The sequence below is a fragment of the Gordonia shandongensis DSM 45094 genome, from assembly GCF_000423025.1.
Taxonomy (GTDB): Bacteria; Actinomycetota; Actinomycetes; order Mycobacteriales; family Mycobacteriaceae; genus Gordonia; species Gordonia shandongensis.
The window spans coordinates 65,399-89,328 of record NZ_AUHE01000001.1 but is presented as its reverse complement, the minus strand read 5'-3'; the positions used below and the strand labels follow the sequence as shown (position 1 = coordinate 89,328).

Sequence of the window (23,930 nt, the reverse complement as noted above, 5' to 3'; positions counted from 1 at the left end):
TCAGTCTTCGCGGCGGGCGATCTCGACGGCATCGGCGAAAGTCATCGACAGATCGGCCACGGACGTCGTCATCAGTGCACGTCGCGACAGTCCGAGCCGTCCGAGGTCCGCGCCGATCGGGTGATCGCCGAGGGTCAGGCGCGCACCCCCGAGCCGCGTCCGGGTGCCCGACGTCGACGTCAGCCGCCACGGCGTCCGGCGCGTGACGCCGTCGAGCTGCGAGTAGGCCTGCAACACCGTGTCGCCCGAGGCGTCGGGCACCGGGATCCCGCGTCCCACCGAGAGCTCGGCGACCAGCTCTCCGTCGATGCTGATCCGGCCGCGTTTGGCGGCGGAGTCGTGATCGACGTCGAACTGCCCGATCACCTTGGGGAACCCCCAGATCCCGCGTCCCGCGGCGCGGGTGAAGTCACCGTCGACCGGGAGTTCGTGGATGAGCGCGTGGGCGTCGCCGGCGGCCAGCGAACGCAGCGCGGAGATCCTCGACGCCCGAGACCCGGGAGGCTGCACGAGGAAGCAGACGCCGAACTCGTTGTAGGGGCCGAGGTCGCCGTCGATGTAGTCGACGAAGACCAGCATGCACGGGGTGCGGCCGCGACGGATCTCGAGGGGGCGCAGGTCGGCGGCCCCGCGCGAGGCGATCGCATCGCTCACGGCGGCCGACGACGCGGTGAAGCCCGCGACGAAGCACCGGGCGGAGCGGATCTCGACGGGCATCGTCACCGGCGTGCCCAGGACGTCATGAACGGAAGCAGTGGTCACGGCCCCCACGCTACGGCGTCCAGGCCCGCCGCAGCAGCGGTTTCGCCGTCGCTCGAACGACCGAACGCGCGGTCTTTGTCGGAGGAGTCCGATACTTTTATTTAGCACGGTGGGTATGTCTCCTGTGCACGGGAGGTAGGGCGAATGAGAGTGACGACAACGATGGACGAGCGGGGTGAACCGGTGACGACGGGTCGAGTCACGACCGACCGCGTGGTGCGCGTCGGCATGGTCGACGACCATCAATCGCCGGTGTGGGGGATCGAGCGGATCCTCGAGCGGCACGACGATCTGCAACTGGTCTGCTCGGCACCCACCGTCGGCGACCTGCTCGAGAAGTCGACCGCCCTCGACGTCGTGATCCTCGACCTGCGCCTCAACGACGGCACCACACCCCGGGAGAACGTCAACAGACTCGCCGAACTCGACATCGTCACCGTCGTCTACACATCGGGGGAACACCCCGACCTGCTGCGGTCCGCGGCGCGCGCGGGCACGCTCGGCGTCGTCCTCAAATCGGCGTCGGAGGACGAGATCCTCGCCGCCATCCGAGCCGCCGGCAGCGGCGAAGGCGTGCTGACCACCGAGTGGGCCGCGGCGATCGACGGCGACCCCAACCTCGACGCCGTCGACCTGAGCCCGCAACTGCAGCGCGTCCTGACGCTGTACGCCTCGGGAGGGACGTCGGCCAGCGTCGGCCAGGAACTCGGTGTGGCACCGGACACGGTCAACGAATACCTCAAACGCATCCGCCAGAAGTACGCCGACGCGGGCCGACCGACCCGCACGAAGCTCGACCTGTTCAAGCGCGCCGTCGAAGACGGGTGGCTGCCGATGCCGCACCGCACCCGAGACGACGATTGACGGCGCGTCCCGATGACTCGGGGCTCTTCGTGACCGTGAGCGTCGCCGACGGCGACGACGTCGCGCGCCGTGAGTTCGGCGCAGCCCGCGGCCTCTGATCGGGTGTCCCCAGTTCTGGGTCTACCGGCGTCCGTCGAGTCTTCCTATCGTGAGAGACGATCCTGAGGCGACTTCCCGTCTCGGGGCGGAACGTCAGTAGTCGGGGGACTGTGACAGGAGGACGACGGTGAGCGTTGCAGATCTCGGGGTCGGCATCGAACGAGGACACCGACCGCGAATGATGAGCACGCCGACGCCTCGTGCGACGATGCCCCGACTGGCGGTCGCCGGACGGGCCCGGCCGGCCCTCTCGACCCGGGAGGTCGAGGTGCTGCTCGCGTGGATGGCCTCCGAGTCGAAGGAGGACGCGGCCCACCGCCTGTTCATCTCCCAGTCGACGGTGAGCACCCACATCTCGCGTATCCGTGCGAAGTACGCCGCCGTCGGACGGTCGGCGCCGACGAAGGCCCACCTGCTCGCCCGCGCCCTCCAGGACGGGTACACCTCGCTGGAAGAGTGGTGACCCGCACGCCTGTCATCGGAGACCGCCCGCCACCCCTCAGGGGCGGCGGGCGGTTCGCTTCTCTGGGGCGAACCTCTCTGGGTCGAACCTCTTTGGGTCGAATATCTCTGGGCCGGTCTCCTCTGGGCCGGACCTCCGACCTCGGTATCGACGGCCTGCGCAGCGAGAGCGACCGTCTGCTGGTCGCCATGGCGCGGTTCGTCGGCGCCGGCTACTGCATCTATGCGGTGCTGGTGATACCCGCCTTGATCGCGCAGGCGCGCGGTGTCGTCGCGGGCTGGGTACCGCCGGTCGCCGCCGTGCTCGCCTTCGGCCCCGGCATCGCACTGCTCGGCATCGCGCTCCTCGGTGACCCTGCTGCCGTCGGCCCTGCTGCGGTCGACCCTGCTGCGGTCGGGTGTCGGCGCCGGTGGATCACGGCGGCGGCCCTCGGATGTGCCGTCGGCCCGCCGCTGGCCGCCGCCGCGTGGGCCGCGGCCGGTGTCGGACACGGCACCGAGGCCGCCGTGTGGATGATGGACTTCGCCGGACTCGCGGCGCTCGCCGCCGTCCTCGTCCGGCCGGTATGGCAGGCGATCGCGGTGCTGGTGGTGGGCAAACTCTCCGGCGCGGCGGTCGCCGTGGCGCACACGACGGGCGTCGACGCCGCCGACTGCCTGCGCGAGGCCGCCTTCGGCATCGTCTTCACCTCGATCTTCGTCCTCCTGGCGGCCGCAGTCTTGCGGATCGGAGACGAACTCGACCGGTCGCGGCAGGAGGCCGGCCGCATCGTGTCCGCCGGCGTCGACACCGTGGAGCGGGCGCGGGTGGACGCGTTGATCCACGACCGCGTACTGGCGACCTTCGTCCTGGCCGCCGCCGACCGCGACGATCCGCGGGTGGCGGAGCAGGCGTGCGACGCGGTGCGCGCGCTCGACCGGCTCGTGGACGCCGTGCCGACCGATGACGACCCGGTGTCGGCCGTCGAGGCGGTCGCGCGGGTACGCGCCGTGATCAGCGGGGTGTCGGCGGACGTCCCGGTGACCGTGGAACTGAGCGAGCAGCCGGGGGCCTGCCCGCCCGGTGTCGTCGCCGCGCTCGCCGAGGCCGCCGCCGAGGCCGTTCGGAACTCCGTGATGCACGCCGGACGCGACGCCCAGTGCATCGTGCTGCTGACGGTCGACGACACCGGGATGCGAATCGTCGTCGCCGATGACGGGGTGGGGTTCGATCCGCACGCGGTGTCACCGGACCGACTCGGGCTGGTCCTGAGCATCCGCCGGCGGGTCGGGCGGCTCGCCGGCGGCCGGTGCGACGTCGCGAGCGTCCGCGGCCGGGGAACCACGGTGCGGCTCGGCTGGTGTCCCGACGGGCCGGACGCGCCGTGACGGCCACCGGAGTTCTCGGGCTCCACGGACGCGGGGCGGCAGCGGTCGCGGGCGTCGCGTGGGCGATGTTCGCCGTCATCGGACTGACCAGCGGTGACGTGACGGTCCCGGTCGCCTATGTCGCCGGACTCGGGGTCGTCGGGGCCGGCTGGGCGCTGCTCCTGCGCGCCCCGGACGATCCGATGCCCGGCGGCGCCGCCGTGGCCGCGGCCGCATCCGGCCCCGTCGCCGGCGGCGTGGCCGCGGGGTCGACGGCCGGGCAGGGGCACGCGGCGCTCCTGGCGTTGGGTGCGGTGCCCGCCGTGACGATGGCGCTGATCGCGGTCCGCGGCCGCCTCATCATCGCCTGGGGTGGAGTCGCCGCGACGGTGGCGGCAGCGGTGGGTGTCGCCGCAGCCGTCCACGCCGCCGGCGTGCGCATCGCGACGGTCCTGGCGCCCGGAATGGTGGGCGTGTGCCTGATGGCCACCGTGTTCGCCCTGCTCATCCGGCCGCGGGCGGCCCAGGTGGCGGCACTCCGTCGGCGTGGTGAGCGCGATGCCTCCGAACGGGCGATGCCCCCTGCGCGCGATGCGGCGATCGCGCGGCTCGACGCACAGGCCCGACCCCTGCTCGAGCAGCTCGCGGCCGGCCGTCGCCTCAGCGATGCGCAGGCGGCGGCGTGTGTGCTGCTCGAAGCGGAGCTGCGCGACCGCATACGCGCACCGGGCCTCGACGATCCGGCCGTCGCGGCCGCGGTGCGTGCGGCCAGGGTGCGCGGCGTCCGCGTCGTGCTCCTCGACGACCGTGTGCGCTGCGAGCACGCGGCGGTCGCATCGGCCGCGCTCGACCGGGTACGAGCGGCGGCGCTCGACGCCGTCGTCGCCGCCGCGGCCGGCACCCAGGTCACGATCCGACTCCTGCCCGAACGCCACGACGACGCGGCGACGATCGTCGTCACCGACGGGGGTGGGGCGCAGTACACCCGGGTCGGCCGCTGAGCGGCGTCGTTTCCGCTGGTCGGTGAGGCCGGAGGGATTTGTCCGCGAAGCCCGCGAGCCTCTACACTAGAGCGGTTGCCTGCGGTGCGTGCACCGCGAGTCGGCGGGCGAACCCATTGGGGTCTCTCCGGAATTCCGGAGAAGCCCCAGGCAGGCGCCCGTTCAGACGGCAACAGACCGTGTGCGTCGGGTCGGTAATCCGGCGGACATCAGTTCCAGGTCAAGGAGACTAGAAGCAGTGATTCAGCAGGAATCGCGCGTCAAGGTCGCCGACAACACCGGTGCGAAGGACATCCTCTGCATCCGTGTTCTCGGTGGATCGAAACGACGCTACGCCGGCGTCGGTGACGTGATCGTCGCCACCGTCAAGGACGCCATCCCCGGCGGCAACGTGAAGAAGGGCGAGATCGTCAAGGCGGTCATCGTGCGCACCGTCAAGGAGCGCCGTCGTCCGGACGGTTCGTACATCAAGTTCGACGAGAACGCGGCCGTCATCCTCAAGAACGAGAGCGATCCGCGCGGTACGCGCATCTTCGGCCCGGTCGGCCGCGAGCTGCGTGACAAGCGGTTCATGAAGATCGTGTCGCTCGCACCGGAGGTGATCTGACCCCATGAAGATCCACAAGGGTGACACCGTCATCGTCATCGCCGGCAAGGACAAGGGCGCCAAGGGCAAGGTCATCGAGTCCTACCCGAAGCGTGAGCGCGTCCTCGTCGAGGGCGTCAACCGCATCAAGAAGCACACCAGCGCCTCGGCCAACGAGCGCGGTGCGGAGTCGGGCGGCATCGTGACGCAGGAGGCTCCGATCCACGTGTCGAACGTGATGATCGTCGACGCCGACGGCAACCCGACCCGCGTCGGCTACCGCCGCGACGAGGAGACCGGCAAGAACGTCCGCATCTCCCGCAAGACCGGGAAGGACATCTGATATGACCACGAGTGAAAAGGTCCAGCCCCGCCTCAAGGTTCAGTACCGCGAGGAGATCAAGGGCAAGCTGAACGACGAGTTCTCGTACGCCAACGTGATGCAGATCCCGGGCGTGGTGAAGGTCGTCGTCAACATGGGTGTCGGCGACGCCGCCCGGGACGCCAAGCTGATCAACGGAGCCGTCTCCGATCTCGCGCTCATCACCGGCCAGCAGCCGGAGATCCGTCGCGCCCGCAAGTCGATCGCACAGTTCAAGCTGCGCGAGGGCATGCCGATCGGTGCGCGTGTCACCCTCCGCGGTGACCGCATGTGGGAGTTCCTCGACCGCCTCGTGTCGATCGCACTCCCGCGTATCCGTGACTTCCGCGGCCTGAGCGACCGTCAGTTCGACGGCAACGGCAACTACACCTTCGGCCTCACCGAGCAGTCGATGTTCCATGAGATCAACATCGACTCGATCGACCGGCCGCGCGGTATGGACATCACGGTCGTCACGTCGGCCACCACGGACGAGGAGGGCCGCGCGCTGCTGCGCGCCCTGGGCTTCCCGTTCAAGGACAACAACGCGAAGGACAACTGACATGGCAAAGAAGGCTCTGGTCAACAAGGCCAACAAGAAGCCGAAGTTCGCCGTGCGGGGCTACACGCGCTGCAACAAGTGCGGGCGTCCGCACTCGGTGTACCGCAAGTTCGGCCTGTGCCGCGTGTGCTTCCGCGACATGGCGCACGCCGGTGAACTGCCGGGCGTGCAGAAGTCCAGCTGGTGACTTCACGCCGTTAGGCATTCGAGCCGACCCCGCCTCCGATTCGGAGGCGGGGTCGGCTGCTGTCGAGCCTCGGCGCCGAGGCGTCGCGGTGAGGTCCGACGTCGCGAGACGACGATGAGGTGCGACGATGAGGGCATGATCCTCTCGTCGAACATCGACACCGCGGCATCGCTGGTGCATCACGCGGGGGAGTTCGTCGGCACGGCGGCGTTCGCGGCCTCGGGTGCGCTCCTCGCGGCGCGTCGCGGGCTCGACGTCGTCGGCATCTGCCTGCTGGCGGTGGCGACCGCGCTCGGCGGCGGGATCCTGCGCGATGTGCTCGGCGGTGAGACACCGCCGGTCGCGTTCACCGATCTGCGGTATGTCGCGACGGCCCTGGGCGTGGGGCTCGCGGTCTTCGTCTGGCACCCGCCCGCACGGCTCACCCGATGGCCGCTCGACGCCACCGATGCGGTGGGGCTCGGACTGTTCGCGGTCAACGGGACCGCCATCGCGTACGGCTACGGGCTCGGTGCCCCGAGTGCGGCGATGCTCGGTCTCACCACCGCGGTCGGCGGCGGCATCCTCCGTGATGTGCTGGCCGGATCGATACCGATGGTGCTGCGGGCCGACCATCACCTGTACGCCATACCGGCCCTCGGCGGCGCCGCGGCGACGGCGGCCCTGCTGTCCGCCGACATGTATCGGGCCTGGGCGGGGGTGCTCATCGCCGTCGCGGTCTGTGCCGTGCGGCTGGGCTCCCTCCGATTCGGCTGGCACGGCCCCCGACCCTGGTACATCGGCCGCGGATCGGCGAGCGACGACCGAGGGTGAGGGGCGCGAGCCTCCGGGGCGTCAGCGCCAGTAGCCGTTGGCGGCGGCGACGGTCTGGAAGTTGGTCGCGACCACCTGGGAGGCGGCGGTGAGGTTCTCCGCATCCGTGGAGTACTCCGGGCGGAGCCGATGCAGGACCTCGCCGTCGGGCTGGGTGTACTTGACACCGCGTCGACTCAGCGTGATGGCCAACTCGAAACCCTCCTGCGGGGTGTCGGTGATCAGTGTGGTCAGCCAGGTGTCGCTCATGGTGTCTCTCATCTCTCGTCGGTGATTCGTCCGATTCTCAGCCTATGCCCTCGCAGCGACGAACGGGTCGGCGAGCCGGTCGTCGCGGACCGGCTCGCGATCCCATAGAGTTGCCAGGGCATGGCGGTCACCGTCGCCGACGCTCGGTGACCGCACCACGGAACCGCACCACAGAGGAGGGGGAGCGATGCAGTCCAGACGAGGGCCTTCGCTGGACCATCTGCGCACCTTCCTCACCGTGTACCGCGCCGAGTCCTTCCGCGACGCCGCCCGCCGCCTTCGCGTCTCTCAGCCGACGGTGACCAACCACATCGCGTCGGTGGAGGCGTGGTTCGGTTCGGAGCTCTTCGATCGGCGGGTCAACGGCGCGGTGCCGAGTTCCACCGCCCACGAGCTGTACGCGTCGCTCGCAGAGCATCTGGACTACATCGACCGACTCGTCACCGGGTCGCCCGACGGCGGGGCGGTGCGGACCGTCTCGATCGGCGGTCCCCGCGAGTTCATCGCCCACCGGCTGCTGCCGGCACTGCGGGCCGATCGCGACAACCTCCCGAAGCTGAACTTCTCGCTCGGCGAGTCCCAGGCGCTGTTGGCAGACCTGGAGTCGGGCGTCCTCGACTTCGTCGTCTCGACCGTCCGACCCAAGAGTCCGGAGATCAAGGCGTGGCCGATCGCCGACGAGGAGTTCTGGCTCGTGGCGGCGCCCGAGGTGCCGTTGCGCGGGCGCACGCTCTCGGAACTCGCGACGGTCCCGATGGTGGCGTACAACGGTGATCTGGCGATCATCCGGCGGTTCTGGAACATCGTGTTCGGCGCCGACCCCAACTTCGATCCGGCGGTGGTCCTGCCCGATCTGCTGCTGGTGAAGCACGCCGTCCTCAACGGCTACGGGATGACGGTGCTGCCCAGCTACCTCGTCGCCGACGAGGTGGCCTCCGGCACGCTCGTCCGGTGGGACGAGGTCGCCGATCCGCCGCTGAACACCGTGTTCCTCGCCGTCCGGCGTGCGGCGCTCGACGTCCGCAAACAGCTCAGCGCCGTCGCCGACCTCATCATCGTGCGGGTCAAGGAGGATCACCCGTAGGGCCGATCCCCGCCACCGGCGGCCGCCGCTGTCAGAACCGCCAGGTGAACGTGTACCAGTCGCCGCGGTACTGCCGGACGGTGAGATTGAGTCGCTGGTACAGATCGGGTGGTGGACCCTGGCGCATCCGCGTCAATCCGACACGGTCGATGAACCCGTCGGGCATGACGAACAGGCAGAACTCCCCGCTGCGCTCGATGTCGGTGAACCGGTAGAGGCCCACCCGGACGTCCTCGGCGGGTACGCACGTGTCGGCGGCGTCGTTCAACGCCGACTCCGACAGCGCGAACTGCGCCCGCGACGGAAGCCCCGACCACAGGACGGCCGCCGCGCCGACGCCCACGATCACCGGTGCGACCATGAGCGGCCATCCGCCGCGATAGAGGAACAGGCCGGCGACCGTGAGGGCCAGCCACGCGCCGCCGAGAAGAGGAAGCCCCCAGAAGGAGACGACCAGCGGCCAGAAGAAGCCGACGACGCGCAGGGCCTCGAGCACCCCGACCACCGCCGCCGCCACCGTGAGACCGGCGATGATCGACATCGCGATCAGCCACCATCGGTCCGGACGCCGTCTCCCCCCGCTCCCCATATGACCGAGTATGCCCGATTTGGGTTCGGCCTGCGAAGTCTCTACACTGTTTCAGGTTGCCTGGGTGAACTGTGCCCCCGGGGCCCACAACTTCATAACGCCGACGGTGCCGGTGAAAAACCAAGGGCATCGACGGCGGGACATATGCACAACTATCCACTTCGTGGAAGGCCCACCGGGTGAGGCGGACGTCAGTTCGCACCGACCGCTGCATGGGAACCGCTACGAGAAAGGTTGACGGTCAACCATGACCATGACTGACCCGATCGCAGACTTCCTCACGCGTCTGCGCAACGCCAACTCGGCGTACCACGACGAGGTGTCGCTGCCGTCGTCGAAGATCAAGGTGAACATCGCCGAGATCCTCAAGCGCGAGGGCTACATCACCGACTTCCGCGTCGAGGACGCCGAGGTCGGCAAGAAGCTCACCATGACCCTGAAGTACGGCCCGACCCGCGAGCGCAGCATCGCCGGTCTGCGCCGCGTCTCCAAGCCGGGTCTGCGTGTGTACGCAAAGTCCACCAACCTGCCCAAGGTGCTGGGCGGCCTCGGCGTGGCCATCATCTCCACGTCGTCCGGCCTGCTCACCGACCGCCAGGCATACAACCAGGGCGTGGGCGGCGAAGTCCTCGCCTACGTCTGGTAGGGGGAACGAGAACATGTCGCGTATTGGTAAGAATCCCATCGAAATCCCCGCGGGCGTCGACGTCACGATCGACGGCCGGGACGTCACCGTCAAGGGACCCAAGGGCGAGCTGAGCATGACGGTCTCCGACCCGCTCACCGTCGCCGTCGAGGAGAACCAGATCGTGGTGAGCCGTCCGGACGAGCAGCGCGAGAACCGCGCTCTCCACGGCCTCAACCGGTCGCTGGTCAACAACCTCGTCGTCGGCGTCACCCAGGGCTACACCACGAAGATGGAGATCTTCGGTGTCGGCTACCGCGTGCAGGCCAAGGGTCGGGACCTCGAGTTCGCCCTCGGCTACAGCCACCCCGTGCCCATCGAGGCGCCCGAGGGCATCACCTTCGCGGTGGAGTCGCCCACCAAGTTCTCGATCTCGGGAATCGACAAGCAGCAAGTCGGCCAGATCTCGGCGAACATCCGCCGCCTGCGTCGCCCGGACCCCTACAAGGGCAAGGGCATTCGCTACGAGGGTGAGCAGATCCGCCGCAAGGTCGGAAAGACGGGTAAGTAAGACATGAGTGAAACAACTGTTCGCAAGCCCCTCGGCAAGGACGTGTCGACCCGTCGCCGCACCGCGACCAATCGTCGTCACTTCCGCCTGCGCAAGAAGGTCGACGGCACCGCCGATCGTCCGCGCATGGCCGTCAAGCGGAGCAGCCGCCACATCCACGTGCAGCTGATCGACGATCTGACCGGTCGCACCCTGGCCGCGGCCAGCACCATCGAGGCCGACGTCCGCGCAGCGGGCGGCGACAAGACGGCGCAGTCCGCCAAGGTCGGCGAGCTCGTCGCCGCGCGTGCCAAGGCCGCCGGCATCGAGACCGTCGTCTTCGACCGCGGAGGCAAGCAGTACCACGGCCGCATCGCGGCTCTGGCCGACGCTGCCCGCGAGGGAGGCCTGAGCTTCTGATGAGCATCGTGCAGATCAACATGACTACCAACGGAGGGGACCTCTGATGCCCGGACGTCAGCGTGATGGCGGCAACGGACCCGCCGGTAACAACAACACCAACGATCAGCGGGGCGGCGACCGCCGCGGCCGCGATCGGCGCGACAATCGCGGCCGCGAGCGCGAGGAGAAGAACCACCTCGAGCGCGTCGTCACGATCAACCGCGTCTCGAAGGTCGTCAAGGGCGGCCGTCGCTTCAGCTTCACGGCCCTCGTGGTGGTCGGTGACGGCCAGGGCATGGTCGGCGTCGGCTACGGCAAGGCCAAGGAGGTCCCGGCAGCGATTCAGAAGGGCGTCGAAGAGGCTCGCAAGAACTTCTTCCGCGTTCCGCTGATCGGCGGCACCGTCGTCCACCCGGTCCAGGGTGAGGACGCCGCCGGCGTCGTCATGCTCCGTCCGGCCAGCTCGGGTACCGGTGTGATCGCCGGTGGCGCCGTGCGTGCCGTGCTGGAGTGCGCCGGTGTGACCGACGTGCTCGCCAAGAGCCTCGGCTCGGACAACGCGATCAACGTCGTGCACGCCACCGTCGCGGCCCTCAAGCAGCTGCAGCGTCCCGAAGAGGTCGCCGCCCGCCGCGGACTGTCCGTGGAGGACGTCGCACCGGCAGGCATGCTGCGGGCTCGTGCCGCGGCCGCCGCGAAGCAGCAGGGAGCATAACCATGGCAGAGCTGAAGATCACTCAGATCAAGGGCACCATCGGTACCAAGAAGAACCAGCGTGACAGCCTGCGCACCCTTGGCCTCAAGGGCATCCGCAAGACCGTCACGCGCGAGGACACCCCGATCAACCGCGGTCTCATCAACGTGGTCCGGCACCTCGTGACAGTCGAAGAGGTGGACGCATGACCATCAAGCTGCATCACCTTCGCCCCGCACCGGGCGCGAAGACAGAGAAGACCCGCGTGGGTCGCGGCGAGGCCTCCAAGGGTAAGACCGCGGGTCGCGGCACCAAGGGCACCAAGGCGCGTAAGAACGTTCCGGCCGGCTTCGAGGGCGGCCAGATGCCGATTCACATGCGTCTGCCGAAGCTCAAGGGCTTCACCAACCGCAACCGTGTGGAGTACCAGGTTGTCAACGTCGGCGACATCGCGCGACTGTTCCCGGAGGGCGGCACCATCGGTGTCGCCGAGCTGGTGGCCGCCGGTGCCGTTCGCAAGAACCGCCTGGTCAAGGTTCTCGGCGACGGTGAACTGAACGTCAAGGTCGACGTGACCGCCGACAAGTTCACCGGATCCGCCAAAGAGAAGATCGCCGCTGCCGGCGGCACCGCGACTCAGGCCTGAGCCTTTCGTCGCATGATCCTCACGCACACCGGTCAGGCAGGCTGCGCCCTGGCGACGTTCACGTCGTGGCGCCGCTCGCCTGACCGGTTGCGCTTGGGGGACTGTTAGAGTTTTCCCCGTGGGCGTCCGTCGGGCGCCCGGGTTGTTTCCGAGTCGGCCGCGGTTGCGAGACGAGCTGACATGCCCACCGATTGCGGTGCTATAGGAGGAGTTAGTGCTTTCCCCCCTCGTGGCGGTCCTCAAGACGCCCGACCTGAGGAAGAAGATCCTCTACGTCCTCGGCATCATCGTGCTGTACCGCATCGGTGCCACGCTGCCGTCTCCCGGTGTCAACTTCCGGGAGATCCAGAGCTGTGTCGACGCGGCCAGCGCGGGCGACTCGGGCCAGATCTACTCGCTGATCAACATGTTCTCCGGCGGCGCGCTCCTGCAGCTGTCGGTGTTCGCGATCGGCATCATGCCCTACATCACGGCCAGCATCATCGTCCAGCTGCTCACCGTGGTGATCCCGCGGTTCGAGCAGCTGCGCAAGGAGGGCCAGTCCGGCCAGAACAAGATGACGCAGTACACGCGCTACCTCACGGTGGCGCTGGCCCTGCTGCAGTCGACGGGCATCGTGGCCCTCGCCGCGACCGGCAACCTCCTGCCGAGCGCGGGAGAGGGCTGTGACCCGACGGCGATCCTCCGCGACGACTCGATCATCGGTCTGTCGATCATCGTGCTGGTGATGACCGCGGGCGCCTGTCTCGTCATGTGGTTCGGTGAGCTCATCACCGAGCGCGGCGTCGGAAACGGCATGTCGCTGCTCATCTTCGTCGGCATCGCGGCCCGCATTCCCGCCGAGGGCAAGAACATCCTCGACCAGCGCGGCGGCCTCGCCTTCGGTCTCGTCTGCGTGGCGATCGTCCTCATCCTGGCGGCCGTCGTGTTCATCGAGCAGGGCATGCGCCGAATCCCGGTCCAGTACGCCAAGCGCATGGTCGGCCGGAAGATGTACGGCGGCTCGTCCACCTACATGCCGATCAAGGTCAACACGGCCGGCGTCATCCCGGTGATCTTCGCGTCGTCGCTGCTGTACATCCCGCAGCTGATCCTGCAGATGACCAGTCAGAGCGACACCGAGGCGTCGGAGTGGAAGGTGTGGATGCAGGACAACCTGATCAACCCGTCCAGCTGGTTCCACATCGTCACGTACTTCCTGCTGATCATCTTCTTCACGTACTTCTACGTGGCGGTGACCTTCAACCCGGAGGAGCGGGCCGACGACATGAAGCGGTACGGCGGCTTCATCCCGGGCATCCGCCCGGGACGGCCGACGGCCGAATACCTGAGCTACGTGCTCAACCGGATCACGCTGCCCGGCTCCCTGTACCTGGGCATCATCTCGATCCTCCCGAACCTGTTCATGGATCTCAGCAGCGGCACCGGCCAGAACATCCCGTTCGGCGGTACGGCACTGCTGATCATCGTCGTCGTCGGACTCGACACGATCAAGCAAGTGAACAGCCAGTTGATGCAACGCAAGTACGAAGGGTTCCTGAAGTGAGACTCGTCATCCTCGGACCGCCCGGAGCGGGCAAGGGCACACAGGCCGAACTGATGTCGGAGGCGCTCGGCATTCCGCACATCTCCACCGGCGACCTGTTCCGCGCGAACATCTCGCAGGGGACACCGATCGGCGTGGAAGCCAAGAAGTACCTGGATGCGGGCAACCTGGTTCCGCCGGAGATCACCGTCAACATGGTGCGCGACCGGGTCGCCGAACCGGACGCCGCCAAGGGATTCATCCTCGACGGCTTCCCGCGCTCCACGGAGCAGGCGGTGGCGCTCGAGGGCATCCTCGAGGGCCTCGGCGCACAGCTGGACGGGGTCCTGTCGTTCAAGATCGACACCGACGTGGTCGTCGAGCGGATGCTCGCCCGCGGTCGTGCCGACGACACCGAGGACGTGATCCGCAACCGGATGGCGGTGTACGACGCCGAGACCGCTCCGCTGCTCGACCACTACGCGGGTCAGGTCACCGAGATCGACGCCGTCGGCAGCGTCGACGAGGTGCACCAGCGGGTCCTCACGGCGCTCGGCAAGGCCTGACGCGACGGTGGGCTTCCGCAAGCCGAAGGACGTCCCGTTCAAGACCTCCGGTGAGCTCGACGCGATGGAGGCGGCCGGCGCGATCGTCGGCCGCGCCCTCGTGGCCGTCCGCGACGCGGCGAAACCCGGAGTGAGCACGCTGCACCTCGACGAGGTCGCCGAAGCGGTGATCCGCGACGCGGGTGCGGTGCCGTCGTTCAAGGGCTACCACGGCTTCCCGGGATCGATCTGCACCTCGGTCAACGAGGTGGTCGTCCACGGGATCCCGAGCGCCGACACGGTGCTGTCCGTCGGGGACCTCGTCTCGATCGACTGCGGGGCGATTCTCGACGGGTGGCACGGGGATTCGGCGTGGACCTTCGGTGTCGGCGAGATCAGTGCCGCGGATGCGGAGCTGAGCGACGCGACGAGATCGTCGATGGAGGCCGGGATCGCGGCCATGGTCCCCGGCAACCGGCTGACCGACGTCTCGCACGCGATCGAGCTCGGCACGCGGGCGGCGGCCGAGAGATTCGGACGGGCCTTCGGCATCGTCGACGGATACGGCGGTCACGGGATCGGCCGCGAGATGCACATGGAACCGTTCCTCGCGAACGAGGGCAAACCCAATCGGGGGCCGCGGCTGGTCGTCGGCTCCACCCTCGCGATCGAACCGATGCTGACGCTGGGCACCACGGAGACCTCCGTGCTCGACGACGACTGGACGGTCGTCACCGACGACGGCAGCCGGTCGGCGCACTGGGAGCACACCGTGGCCGTCACCGAGGACGGTCCGCGGATCCTCACCCCGCGACCCTGAGCCCGGGTCGCCGGCGGTTCACCTCTCGACGCCCGTCGCTGCGGCGTCCGGTGCGGTGATTCTCGAGACCGATCTCGTCATCCGGGCGCTCGTCGGCGAGTATGTTGGCGGCAGATCACCGATGAGAGCGAGGATCGATCATGGCGCCGGCCGCACCCACGTGGAAGCATCTGGCGGTCGTCGTCGGCGTCGTCGTCTTGATCGCGGTGATCGCGACCGGGGTGATCCTCCTGGCCGTCGATCCGGACGAGTCGACGGCCGACGACCACCCCGACAATGCGGCGGTCGAAGCCCGGTACCGGGTGTTCGCGGACGCCGTCAGTCGACGGAGCGCAGACCCGGGGATCTGTTCGGGCCGTCGCGAGGCCGCCGAGAAGCTGTCGGAGGCACGCGGCTGGCTCAGCGGATTGGGGACCGCGGGCAGTGAGGTCCGCAGTGAGGTCCATACGGTGCACGTCGACGGCGACACCGCGACGGTGGACGGCTCACTCAACTCGATGGGTACCGACCTGCCCCTGCCGCTCGACCTCCGCAGGGTCGACGGCGTCTGGTGCGCCTGGCGCTGATCGCGGCTTCACGCCGCCACCGCGACTCTGCCGGACCACGCCGGCGACGAGGACGGCGGCGGTCAGCCACACGTAGCCGTCGCCGATGAGATGCTGCCACCACGACCAGGTGAGCTCGAGGTCGTCGCGGGCGGGCATGAGCCAGTGCGGTCCGACGGCGAACAGGACGGCGGCGAGAGCGACGGTTGCGGCGAGCCACGGCGACCTGCGGCGTGCGGCGAGCGCGCTGACGCCGACCATGAGCGCCGGTGCCGCCCACACCCAGTGGTGCGACCAGCTGACGGGGGACACCAGGAGCACCACGCCGGCGTTGACCAGGAGTGCCGCCACGTGTCGGCCGGAGGCCAGGAGACGGTGCATCCAGTAGGCGGCCAGCGCGACGGCGACCAGCGACAGCCCGATCCAGAGTGCCGTCGAGAGCGTCTCGTTCCAGCCGAAGCGGAACACCGCACCCTTGATCGACTGGTTGCTCGTGAACCACGGGGCGCCGATGCGGCCGGTCTCCCGGAGCGTCTCGAACCAGTACGTGGACGAGTCGGACGGTGAGATGAGCCAGGTCAGACCGATGGCTCCGGCGGCGGCCGCGATCGTCGTCCCCAGGGCTCGCCAGTCGCGGCGCAGGGCGAAGTAGAGCAGGAAGCCCGCGGGGGTGAGTTTCACAGCCACGGCGATGCCGATGAGCAGCCCGCGCGGCCAGCCCCGACCGCGGTAGAGCACGTCGAAGACGATCATCACCATCAGCAGGATGTTCACCTGACCGAAGCCGAGGTTCTCGCGGACCGGCTCGATGAACGAGAAGACGGCGACCGCCGCCACCGAGATCGTCGCGATCCGGCTGCCCGGGAGGGTCGGGTACAGGCGACGCAGCACCATCGCCAGCGTCGCGCCGAGGGCGGCGAGGGTCGCGGCGAACATGACCGCGTCGGCGGCGGCGACGGGGATCATCGCGAGCGGTGCGAACAGGATCGCCGCGGTCGGGGGATAGGTGAACGGCAGGTGTGTGCCGTCGACGGAGGGCAGGCGCCGGCCGTACAGGGCGTCGCCGTCGAGCCAGACGCGGGCCCCCATCCGATACACGTGCAGGTCGAGGAATCCGTGCCAGACGTTCAGCAGCAGACCGGCCGTCGTGGTGACGGCCAGCAGGACGATCGCCGCGATGAGCAGTCGGCGCGCGCGGCTCGACCCGGGACCGGAGGAGTGGCTGGACACCGCGACAGCGTAGCAACCCACGTCAGCGGGGTCGGGACGTCCGGTGGGTCTGCGGGGTCAGGTCTCCAGGAGGATGGTGACGGGGCCGTCGTTGACCAGCCGCACCCGCATGTGCGCGCCGAATCGACCGGTGGCGACCGTTGCTCCCGCCGCGCGGAGCTCGTCGACGACGTTCTCGACGAGCGGTTCGGCGACGGCCCCGGGGGCGGCCGCATTCCACGACGGTCGCCGCCCCTTGTCGGTGTTGGCGTACAGGGTGAACTGGCTGATCACCAGGATCGGGGCGTCGAGGTCGGCGGCCGACGCCTCGGGGCGCCCCTCGCCGCCGTCGAGGATGCGCAGCCGCCAGATCTTGTCGGCGAGACGGGCCGCCGACCTCGCGTCGTCGTCGTGGGTGACGCCGACGAGTGCGACCAGACCCGTCCGTTCGCCGTCCGTCCGGTCGTCCTCGAGATCGAGCAGGCCCACCTCCTCGCCGTCGACGGTCACCGAGGCGGAGGTGACCCGCTGAATCACGGCGCGCACGTCAGCGCCGTCCCGGCCGCGTCGTCGCTGTCACTGGTACAGGTTCTCCAGCCGGTCGCGCATGAGGATCGCGGTCAGCCAGCCGACCACCGAGACCACGATCGCACCGAGGATCGCCGACCAGAAGAAGTCGTCGATCACCAGGCCGTGATCGAAGACGGTGTTCGTGGCCCAACTCGTGATCGACAGCATCAGCGCGTTGATGACGATGTGCACCAGGCCGAGACTGAGGATGTACAGCGGAATCGACAGCACCTGGACGACCGGTTTGACCACGGCGTTCACCACACCGAAGACCGCGGCGGTCGCCAGGACGATGCCGGTCTTGCCCCACCACGACTCCACACCGCCGAAGTGGAAGTAGACGCCGATGCCGGGGATCGACGCAGCGACCCACAGGGCGAGGCCGGTCAGGGCGGTCCGGACGAGGAATGCGCGCATGGCTCCAATATCTCACGAGTGATCCAGACGGATGGAGTACGGCGTTGATCGGGGGAACTCAGACGGTCTCGGCGCAGGGCTGTCGAGCTCCGACATGTCCGCGCGCCGCATCTGGATCGCACCTTGACGAAGGATACCGATAAGTAACATAATCACGGAGTGTGAGGATCATCACGCCGCGGGATGCGGGTGGTGTGAGATCAATCGAGAGGACGAGGCGTGCGGAGATTCTGGCGGCGGACGATCGCTGTTCTCGTGTCGGGCGCCATGGCCGTCGGGGTGGCTGCGGCGGTCGGTACGTCGGCCAACGCTGGTCCGACAGGCATCAGTCCGGCGGCATGGACTCGGAGTCACGACGGTCCGCAGCGCTACCCGGGAATCGCGGTGATCCCGAGCGTTCCGATCACGATGTCGGACGGGACGGTGCTCCGTGCCGACGTCTACCGGCCTGCAGACGCCGCGAATCGGCCCGTCGACACCAAGCTCCCCGTCATCGTGAACATGACCCCATACAATAAACTGATCACGATGCTCGCAGAAGTTTTCTACAACTTCCCGGTGTTGCAGCCCACCATCACCAACCTGCTCGGAATGCTCAGCCTGCGCGGCACACCGATCTCCGGTGCCGAGGAGATCACCAAGATGCTCAGCGGCGGACTGCCCAGCGTGTTCTCGGTAGACCAGAAGCTGGTACGCAGCGGCTACACGCAAGTCGTCGTCGACGTGCGCGGCACGGGCACCTCGCAGGGTGTCTGGCAGGTGTTCGGGCCGCGCGAGCAGAAGGACACTCTCGAGGTCCTCAACTGGGCACGCCACCGGCCGTACTCCAACGGGAAGCTCGGGATGAGCGGCTACTCGTACTCGGCGATCAACCAGATGCAGGCCGCAGCCAAACGGCCGAAAGGCCTCGAAGCGATCTTCCCGGCCGCGCCGATGACCGACATCGTCGCCGACGTCGTGGCCCCCGGGTCGGGTTTCGGCGCGGGCTTCCTCGGGTTGTGGCTGACCCTGGTCAACAGTGCCAAGTTCATCCCCGACTTCCCGAGCCTGTTGCGCGGCCAGTTCGACGTCAAGGCACTCGTGCAGCGCCTGCAGAATCCCGCAGTCTTCTTCGACGCATACCTTCAGGGGCTCTTCGCGCCGACCGTCGGCAGCCTCACCGGCGCCGCGAAGGATCTGGTCAGCATCAACTCGACCTACCGCAAAGCGCTCTACACCGACGCCGCCAAGATCGACATCCCGACGTTCGTGACCGGTGGTTGGCACGACCTGTTCACCAATATGGAGTGGCGGACCCTCTCGCAACTGTCGGGGCTCACGTCCGACAAGAAGAAGCTCATCATGGGCGACTTCATGCACATCACCGGCGGGTGGGACCAGAACCGGCGGGGAGCCCCGCCGGCCATGGACGTGCTGCAGAAGGCATGGTTCGACAAGTGGCTCAAGGGAGTCGACAACGGGATAGACCGCTACCGTCCCGCGACGAGCCACCAGATCGGCGGCGGCTGGGTGCAGTCCGACCAATTCCCCCGGCCGGGGCAGGAACATCGACGCCTCTATCTGACACCGCGGCGCAGCGGGACCTCCCCGACCTCCGTCCGCGACGGCTCGCTGTCCGACCGGCCGACGCGCACCGCCGCCAAGTGGACCGTCGCGCCGGGAATCACCACCCTGTGCTCCAACGACGCCACACGTGACCAGACGGGCCTCCCGCTGCCGATCGACGCCTGCTCGCAGGACAATCGGATAGCCGAACGCGGTGCACTCACCTTCACCTCTCCGAAGGTCGCCCGGACCACGAGCGTCAACGGCCCGCTCAACGTCCACCTCCGAACTCAGGTGGATGCGCGCGACGGATTCTTCTCAGTGGTCGCCAGCGACGTTGCGCCCGACGGCAGCAGTCACGTCATCAGCACCGGATCGATGACCGTCTCAGTCCGCGACCAGCTCGTACCATCGAAGTCCGGCTACGCGCCGAACGGAGATCTCACCGACCCGTACTACGCACTGGACGCCTACAGCCTCAAGCCCGTCAAACCAGGAGCCATCACGACCCTCGACGTCGGACTCCTCGGGACCGACGCCCTCCTCAAGCCGGGGCATCGTCTGCGGGTTTCGGTGTACGCGCTCAACGCGCCTCGTGCGGTCTCGTTCGGTCCGATCTCTCACGCGAGTCAACTCAAGCCCGAGCACATTCTGCTCGACCCGCATGCGCCGAGTTGGATCACCGTGCCGAGCAACCGGCCCATCGGGTGACCGGCGTTGGGAAACCGCAGCGCACGGTTTGGATGAGAGACGCGCCTCGCGTACAGTAGAACGTCGGTGCGTCGTGCGCTCACGCGCGCCCGTGTCCGGCACGCCTCCCTCGGGGGACGACGGACCGGGGTGGCCGTGCGATATCGCCACCGTAGCGGATAGACGAAGCAGAAGGACCGGTCTGACACGGAAGTCGCCGGGGAATCGCGGAGGATATGGCGAAGAAAGATGGGGCCATTGAGGTCGAGGGTCGTGTGATCGAGCCTCTGCCCAATGCAATGTTCCGCATCGAGCTGGAGAACGGGCACAAAGTGCTCGCCCACATCAGCGGCAAGATGCGGCAGCACTACATTCGCATCCTCCCCGAGGATCGCGTGGTCGTGGAGCTCTCGCCCTACGACCTCGCTCGCGGACGCATCGTCTACCGGTACAAGTAACCCTCGCGCGAGACGTCGCCGACCGTCGTCGACGAGTCGCCGTCGTGGAGTGCCCATGGCATAACGCCGCCGAAGATAAAGGGAGAAGCTGACGTGAAGGTCAAGCCGAGCGTCAAGCCGATCTGCGAGAAGTGCAAGGTGATCCGCCGCAACGGTCGGGTCATGGTGATCTGCGAGAACCTGCGTCACAAGCAGCGTCAGGGCTGATCGCTTCTCAAGGTCGCTTGAGAGAACAACTGAACATCGTCACGACTAGGAAACTTCCAGCACCAGCAACCGCAGACGCGCGGATGCCCACCCCCGGTTCAGAGGCCGGGGCCCGGCGCAGAGTCCGGGACGGACTGGGAGCAGACCTCTGAAACAGTGAAGGAATCGCCACATGGCACGTGTTGCAGGTGTGGACCTCCCCCGCGAAAAGCGGCTGGAGATCGCACTCACCTACATCTACGGAGTTGGTCGTACCACCTCGCAGGAGATCCTCGCGGCAACCGGCATCTCGCCGGACCTGCGCGCCAAGGACCTCACCGATGGTGACGTCGCCAAGCTTCGTGAGTACATCGAGGCCTCGGTCAAGGTCGAGGGCGACCTGCGCCGCGAGGTGCAGGCCGACATCCGCCGCAAGATCGAGATCGGCTGCTACCAGGGTCTGCGACACCGTCGCGGCCTGCCGGTCCACGGTCAGCGCACCAAGACCAATGCCCGCACTCGCAAGGGCCCGAAGAAGACCATCGCCGGGAAGAAGAAGTAATGCCGCCCAAGTCACGTAGCGCAGGCCCCAAGAAGGGCACTCGTCGTCGCGATAAGAAGAACGTCCCGCTGGGCCACGCCCACATCAAGTCGACGTTCAACAACACCATCGTCTCGATCACCGACCCCGAGGGCAACGTGGTCAGCTGGGCCAGCTCCGGCCACGTCGGTTTCAAGGGTTCGCGTAAGAGCACCCCGTTCGCCGCTCAGCTCGCCGCCGAGAACGCGGCCCGCAAGGCACAGGAGAACGGCGTCAAGAAGGTCGACGTCTTCGTCAAGGGACCGGGTTCGGGTCGTGAGACCGCCATCCGGTCGCTGCAGGCGGCAGGCCTCGAAGTCGGCACCATCTCCGATGTGACCCCGCAGCCGCACAACGGCTGCCGTCCGCCCAAGCGGCGCCGGGTCTAGCGGGAAAGGGAGGAAGAAGAAACAATGGCTCGCTATACCGGCCCCGCCACCAAGAAGTCCCGTCGCCTTCGCGTCGACCTGATCGGCGGCGACCAGGCGTTCGAGAAGCGTCCCTACCCGCCCGGCCAGCACGGTCGTGCGCGGATCAAGGAGACCGAGTACCTGCTCCAGCTGCAGGAGAAGCAGAAGGCTCGCTTCACCTACGGCGTCATGGAGAAGCAGTTCCGGCGCTACTACGAGGAGGCGAATCGTCGCGGCGGCAAGACCGGCGACATCCTGCTGCAGATCCTCGAGACCCGCCTCGACAACGTCGTGTACCGCGCCGGCCTGGCACGGACCCGTCGTCAGGCTCGCCAGATGGTCAGCCACGGCCACTTCACCGTCAACGGTGTCCGCGTGGACGTGCCCAGCTACCGCGTGAGCCAGTACGACATCATCGACGTCCGTCCGAAGTCGTTGCAGACCACGCCGTTCCAGATCGCCAAGGAGACCCTCGGCGAACGTCCGGTTCCGGCCTGGCTGCAGGTGGTCCCGTCGACGCTGCGCATCCTCGTGCACTCCGTGCCCGAGCGTGCTCAGATCGACGTCCCGCTCACCGAGCAGCTCATCGTCGAGTTCTACTCGAAGTAAGAGCCGCTCGCGCATCCGTCGAGCAGCAGCAGCTGCTCGGTCCACCCCTCGTGGCCGTCAAATAGTGGGCGGCCGAAGGAGAATCCCACCTCATGCTCATCTCACAGCGACCCGCTCTGTCCGAAGAGGTCATCGCCGAGAACCGCTCGAAGTTCACGATCGAGCCCCTCGAGCCGGGCTTCGGCTACACGCTCGGCAACTCGCTGCGGCGCACGCTGCTGTCGTCCATCCCGGGCGCAGCGGTCACCAGCATCCGCATCGACGGTGTCCTGCACGAATTCACCACCGTCCCCGGAGTGAAGGAAGACGTCACCGACATCATCCTGAACCTCAAGGGACTCGTGGTGAGCTCCGAAGAGGACGAGCCGGTCACCATGTACGTGCGTAAGCAGGGGCCGGGTGCCGTCACCGGTGCGGACATCGTGCCGCCCGCCGGCGTCACCGTGCACAACCCCGACCTGCACATCGCGACCCTCAACGACAAGGGCAAGCTCGAGATCGAGCTCGTCGTCGAGCGGGGCCGCGGCTACGTGCCCGCCGTGCAGAACAAGGCCACCGGCGCCGAGATCGGCCGCATCCCGGTCGACTCGATCTACTCGCCGGTCCTCAAGGTGACCTACAAGGTCGAGGCCACTCGTGTCGAGCAGCGCACCGACTTCGATCGTCTGGTGCTCGACGTCGAGACGAAGAACTCCATGACCGCCCGCGACGCCCTGGCGTCGGCCGGCGGCACCCTGGTGGAGCTCTTCGGTCTGGCCCGTGAGCTGAACGTCGAGGCCGAAGGCATCGAGATCGGACCCTCGCCCGCCGAGGCCGATCACATCGCCGCCTTCAGCCTGCCGATCGAGGATCTGGAGCTCACCGTCCGGTCGTACAACTGCCTCAAGCGCGAGGGTGTTCACACCGTCGGCGAGCTGGTCGCACGCACCGAGTCGGACCTCCTCGACATCCGCAACTTCGGCCAGAAGTCGATCGACGAGGTCAAGGTCAAGCTCCACAGCCTGAGCCTGTCCCTCAAGGACAGCCCGGCCAGCTTCGATCCGTCGCAGGTCGCCGGGTACGACCCGGCCACCGGCACGTGGTCGGACGAGGCGCCGTTCGACGCGGACGGCGGCGAGGATTACGCCGAGACCGAGCAGCTGTAACTGCCTGAACTCAACCACCGGTTCCGCGGCGCGTAGCGTTCAGGGAACCGCCGACATACAGGTTCTTTCACTGACCTACGGACTTCCGGTCGCGAGATCGAGAGTCTCCCCTAGGAGTAAGAAATGCCCAAGCCCACCAAGGGTGCCCGTCTCGGCGGGTCGGCCAGCCACCAGAAGGCGATGTTGGCGAACCTCGCCACGGCGCTCTTCGAGCACGGTCGAATCACCACCACCGAAGCCAAGGCCAAGCGGCTGCGCCCGTACGCCGAGAAGCTGATCAGCCACGCGAAGAAGGGCCAGCTGGCCAATCGTCGCGAGGTCATGAAGGACATCCGCGACACGGAGATCGTCCACGTCCTGTTCGCGGAGATCGGTCCGTTCTTCGCCGACCGCGACGGCGGCTACACCCGCATCATCAAGACGATGCCGCGCAAGGGCGACAACGCCCCGATGGCGGTCATCGAGCTGGTGCGCGAGAAGACCGCATCGTCCGAGGCCAACCGCGCCACCCGCGCGGCGGCGTCGAAGAAGAAGGCCGCGGCCGAGCAGAACGTGGTCGAGAGCGTCGAGGCGGAGGCCACCGAGGCCGAGGTCGAGAACGCCGAGGCCGTGGCCGAGGCCGCTGACGAGAACCAGGCCGCCGCGACTGCCGATGACGCAGCCGAGGCCGGGGTCGACGTCGACGGCACCGACGACAAGTAAGTAGGGCTCGTCGCCAGACGAATCCACCGACGAACCCGTCGGCACCGTGACGCGGTGCCGACGGGTTCGTCGTCTGTCAGACGGGACCGTT

34 protein-coding genes are annotated in these 23,930 nt (G+C 68.0%); 28 read left to right on the top strand and 6 right to left on the bottom strand.

The window, feature by feature from the left end; all coding sequences use genetic code 11:
* Entirely contained in the window at positions 1 to 762 is a 762-nt protein-coding gene (locus G528_RS0100485; RefSeq protein WP_026917250.1) for an acetoacetate decarboxylase family protein, read from the bottom strand.
* 162 nt (positions 763 to 924) lie between these two features.
* On the opposite strand from G528_RS0100485, the gene G528_RS0100480 reads away from it, so the two are divergent.
* The 9 genes from G528_RS0100480 to G528_RS0100435 all read left to right on the top strand — a co-directional run bounded on the left by G528_RS0100480 (position 925) and on the right by G528_RS0100435 (position 7,044).
* Entirely contained in the window at positions 925 to 1,626 is a 702-nt protein-coding gene (locus G528_RS0100480; protein ID WP_035718512.1) for a response regulator transcription factor, read from the top strand.
* Between the two features lie 280 nt (positions 1,627 to 1,906).
* Positions 1,907 to 2,188: a response regulator transcription factor gene (locus G528_RS0100470; RefSeq protein ID WP_425402202.1), complete on the top strand. Its 282-nt coding sequence runs from the start codon at positions 1,907 to 1,909 to the stop codon at positions 2,186 to 2,188.
* A 188-nt stretch (positions 2,189 to 2,376) separates the two neighbouring features.
* Complete coding sequence (locus G528_RS0100465) at positions 2,377 to 3,555, top strand: sensor histidine kinase (RefSeq protein WP_051198148.1); 1,179 nt, start codon at positions 2,377 to 2,379, stop codon at positions 3,553 to 3,555.
* Entirely contained in the window at positions 3,552 to 4,535 is a 984-nt protein-coding gene (locus tag G528_RS15930; protein WP_156890308.1) for a hypothetical protein, read from the top strand. The genes G528_RS0100465 and G528_RS15930 overlap by 4 nt, the downstream gene beginning before the upstream one ends.
* A 238-nt stretch (positions 4,536 to 4,773) precedes the next feature.
* A complete protein-coding gene (gene rplN, locus G528_RS0100455) occupies positions 4,774 to 5,142 on the top strand; it encodes a 50S ribosomal protein L14 (protein ID WP_026917246.1) in 369 nt (122 codons plus the stop codon).
* 4 nt (positions 5,143 to 5,146) lie between these two features.
* A complete protein-coding gene (rplX, locus tag G528_RS0100450; RefSeq protein WP_026917245.1) occupies positions 5,147 to 5,464 on the top strand; it encodes a 50S ribosomal protein L24 in 318 nt (105 codons plus the stop codon).
* 1 nt (position 5,465) lies between these two features.
* Positions 5,466 to 6,044: a 50S ribosomal protein L5 gene (gene rplE, locus G528_RS0100445; RefSeq protein WP_026917244.1), complete on the top strand. Its 579-nt coding sequence runs from the start codon at positions 5,466 to 5,468 to the stop codon at positions 6,042 to 6,044.
* A 1-nt stretch (position 6,045) separates the two neighbouring features.
* The gene (locus G528_RS0100440; protein ID WP_006895617.1) at positions 6,046 to 6,231 is read left to right on the top strand and encodes a type Z 30S ribosomal protein S14; all 186 of its coding nucleotides are present in this window, start codon (positions 6,046 to 6,048) and stop codon (positions 6,229 to 6,231) included.
* 135 nt (positions 6,232 to 6,366) lie between these two features.
* Positions 6,367 to 7,044 carry a trimeric intracellular cation channel family protein gene (locus G528_RS0100435; protein WP_026917243.1) on the top strand — a complete coding sequence of 226 codons (678 nt, stop codon included), beginning with the start codon at positions 6,367 to 6,369 and terminating at the stop codon, positions 7,042 to 7,044.
* A 21-nt stretch (positions 7,045 to 7,065) separates the two neighbouring features.
* Here G528_RS0100435 and G528_RS0100430 read toward each other — a convergent pair whose 3' ends face one another.
* On the bottom strand, positions 7,066 to 7,293 hold the full coding sequence (locus G528_RS0100430; protein ID WP_026917242.1) for a hexameric tyrosine-coordinated heme protein: 228 nt from the start codon (positions 7,291 to 7,293) through the stop codon (positions 7,066 to 7,068).
* Between the two features lie 187 nt (positions 7,294 to 7,480).
* On the opposite strand from G528_RS0100430, the gene G528_RS0100425 reads away from it, so the two are divergent.
* The gene (locus G528_RS0100425; protein WP_035718507.1) at positions 7,481 to 8,377 is read left to right on the top strand and encodes a LysR family transcriptional regulator; all 897 of its coding nucleotides are present in this window, start codon (positions 7,481 to 7,483) and stop codon (positions 8,375 to 8,377) included.
* A 31-nt stretch (positions 8,378 to 8,408) separates the two neighbouring features.
* Here G528_RS0100425 and G528_RS17945 read toward each other — a convergent pair whose 3' ends face one another.
* The gene (locus G528_RS17945) at positions 8,409 to 8,918 is read right to left on the bottom strand and encodes a hypothetical protein (RefSeq protein WP_051198145.1); all 510 of its coding nucleotides are present in this window, start codon (positions 8,916 to 8,918) and stop codon (positions 8,409 to 8,411) included.
* Between the two features lie 295 nt (positions 8,919 to 9,213).
* Between G528_RS17945 and rpsH the strand changes: the two genes are divergently transcribed.
* From rpsH to G528_RS0100370, 10 genes are all read left to right on the top strand, one after another.
* Positions 9,214 to 9,612, top strand: a complete 399-nt coding sequence (gene rpsH, locus G528_RS0100415) for a 30S ribosomal protein S8 (protein WP_026917240.1) — start codon at positions 9,214 to 9,216, stop codon at positions 9,610 to 9,612.
* A 13-nt stretch (positions 9,613 to 9,625) separates the two neighbouring features.
* Complete coding sequence (gene rplF, locus G528_RS0100410; protein ID WP_026917239.1) at positions 9,626 to 10,162, top strand: 50S ribosomal protein L6; 537 nt, start codon at positions 9,626 to 9,628, stop codon at positions 10,160 to 10,162.
* 3 nt (positions 10,163 to 10,165) lie between these two features.
* Positions 10,166 to 10,561 carry a 50S ribosomal protein L18 gene (gene rplR / locus G528_RS0100405; RefSeq protein WP_026917238.1) on the top strand — a complete coding sequence of 132 codons (396 nt, stop codon included), beginning with the start codon at positions 10,166 to 10,168 and terminating at the stop codon, positions 10,559 to 10,561.
* Positions 10,562 to 10,607: 46 nt separating this feature from the next.
* Positions 10,608 to 11,258: a 30S ribosomal protein S5 gene (rpsE, locus tag G528_RS0100400; RefSeq protein ID WP_026917237.1), complete on the top strand. Its 651-nt coding sequence runs from the start codon at positions 10,608 to 10,610 to the stop codon at positions 11,256 to 11,258.
* A 2-nt stretch (positions 11,259 to 11,260) separates the two neighbouring features.
* Positions 11,261 to 11,446, top strand: coding sequence for a 50S ribosomal protein L30 (rpmD, locus tag G528_RS0100395; protein WP_026917236.1), 186 nt, complete (start codon positions 11,261 to 11,263; stop codon positions 11,444 to 11,446).
* Positions 11,443 to 11,883, top strand: coding sequence for a 50S ribosomal protein L15 (gene rplO, locus G528_RS0100390; protein ID WP_026917235.1), 441 nt, complete (start codon positions 11,443 to 11,445; stop codon positions 11,881 to 11,883). Before rpmD ends, rplO begins: the two co-directional genes overlap by 4 nt.
* Positions 11,884 to 12,097: 214 nt before the next feature.
* Complete coding sequence (gene secY / locus G528_RS0100385; RefSeq protein WP_026917234.1) at positions 12,098 to 13,429, top strand: preprotein translocase subunit SecY; 1,332 nt, start codon at positions 12,098 to 12,100, stop codon at positions 13,427 to 13,429.
* Positions 13,426 to 13,974: an adenylate kinase gene (locus G528_RS0100380; protein ID WP_026917233.1), complete on the top strand. Its 549-nt coding sequence runs from the start codon at positions 13,426 to 13,428 to the stop codon at positions 13,972 to 13,974. Before secY ends, G528_RS0100380 begins: the two co-directional genes overlap by 4 nt.
* 7 nt (positions 13,975 to 13,981) lie before the next feature.
* Positions 13,982 to 14,773, top strand: coding sequence for a type I methionyl aminopeptidase (map, locus tag G528_RS0100375; RefSeq protein WP_026917232.1), 792 nt, complete (start codon positions 13,982 to 13,984; stop codon positions 14,771 to 14,773).
* Between the two features lie 140 nt (positions 14,774 to 14,913).
* Positions 14,914 to 15,339 carry a hypothetical protein gene (locus G528_RS0100370; RefSeq protein WP_026917231.1) on the top strand — a complete coding sequence of 142 codons (426 nt, stop codon included), beginning with the start codon at positions 14,914 to 14,916 and terminating at the stop codon, positions 15,337 to 15,339.
* Here the strand turns inward: G528_RS0100370 and G528_RS15920 are convergent.
* From G528_RS15920 to G528_RS0100355, 3 genes are read right to left on the bottom strand one after another with little or no spacing between them, the layout of a single operon-like run.
* Positions 15,259 to 16,548, bottom strand: coding sequence for a glycosyltransferase 87 family protein (locus tag G528_RS15920; protein WP_084637958.1), 1,290 nt, complete (start codon positions 16,546 to 16,548; stop codon positions 15,259 to 15,261). The genes G528_RS0100370 and G528_RS15920 overlap by 81 nt on opposite strands.
* A 57-nt stretch (positions 16,549 to 16,605) precedes the next feature.
* A complete protein-coding gene (gene dtd, locus G528_RS0100360; protein WP_026917230.1) occupies positions 16,606 to 17,073 on the bottom strand; it encodes a D-aminoacyl-tRNA deacylase in 468 nt (155 codons plus the stop codon).
* 30 nt (positions 17,074 to 17,103) lie between these two features.
* The gene (locus G528_RS0100355) at positions 17,104 to 17,514 is read right to left on the bottom strand and encodes a phage holin family protein (protein ID WP_026917229.1); all 411 of its coding nucleotides are present in this window, start codon (positions 17,512 to 17,514) and stop codon (positions 17,104 to 17,106) included.
* A gap of 267 nt (positions 17,515 to 17,781) precedes the next feature.
* On the opposite strand from G528_RS0100355, the gene G528_RS0100350 reads away from it, so the two are divergent.
* The 8 genes from G528_RS0100350 (at position 17,782) to rplQ (ending at position 23,839) form a co-directional block, all read left to right on the top strand.
* Positions 17,782 to 19,770: a CocE/NonD family hydrolase gene (locus tag G528_RS0100350; protein ID WP_051198144.1), complete on the top strand. Its 1,989-nt coding sequence runs from the start codon at positions 17,782 to 17,784 to the stop codon at positions 19,768 to 19,770.
* Between the two features lie 215 nt (positions 19,771 to 19,985).
* On the top strand, positions 19,986 to 20,207 hold the full coding sequence (gene infA / locus G528_RS0100345) for a translation initiation factor IF-1 (RefSeq protein ID WP_004023539.1): 222 nt from the start codon (positions 19,986 to 19,988) through the stop codon (positions 20,205 to 20,207).
* Positions 20,208 to 20,300: 93 nt separating this feature from the next.
* The gene (rpmJ, locus tag G528_RS0100340) at positions 20,301 to 20,414 is read left to right on the top strand and encodes a 50S ribosomal protein L36 (RefSeq protein ID WP_026917227.1); all 114 of its coding nucleotides are present in this window, start codon (positions 20,301 to 20,303) and stop codon (positions 20,412 to 20,414) included.
* Positions 20,415 to 20,586: 172 nt separating this feature from the next.
* Entirely contained in the window at positions 20,587 to 20,955 is a 369-nt protein-coding gene (rpsM, locus tag G528_RS0100335; protein WP_026917226.1) for a 30S ribosomal protein S13, read from the top strand.
* On the top strand, positions 20,955 to 21,362 hold the full coding sequence (gene rpsK, locus G528_RS0100330) for a 30S ribosomal protein S11 (RefSeq protein WP_026917225.1): 408 nt from the start codon (positions 20,955 to 20,957) through the stop codon (positions 21,360 to 21,362). Before rpsM ends, rpsK begins: the two co-directional genes overlap by 1 nt.
* 24 nt (positions 21,363 to 21,386) lie before the next feature.
* The gene (gene rpsD / locus G528_RS0100325; protein ID WP_026917224.1) at positions 21,387 to 21,992 is read left to right on the top strand and encodes a 30S ribosomal protein S4; all 606 of its coding nucleotides are present in this window, start codon (positions 21,387 to 21,389) and stop codon (positions 21,990 to 21,992) included.
* Between the two features lie 92 nt (positions 21,993 to 22,084).
* Positions 22,085 to 23,137 carry a DNA-directed RNA polymerase subunit alpha gene (locus tag G528_RS0100320; RefSeq protein ID WP_026917223.1) on the top strand — a complete coding sequence of 351 codons (1,053 nt, stop codon included), beginning with the start codon at positions 22,085 to 22,087 and terminating at the stop codon, positions 23,135 to 23,137.
* A gap of 123 nt (positions 23,138 to 23,260) precedes the next feature.
* Complete coding sequence (gene rplQ, locus G528_RS0100315; RefSeq protein WP_026917222.1) at positions 23,261 to 23,839, top strand: 50S ribosomal protein L17; 579 nt, start codon at positions 23,261 to 23,263, stop codon at positions 23,837 to 23,839.
* The last annotated feature ends 91 nt before the right edge of the window (positions 23,840 to 23,930 follow it).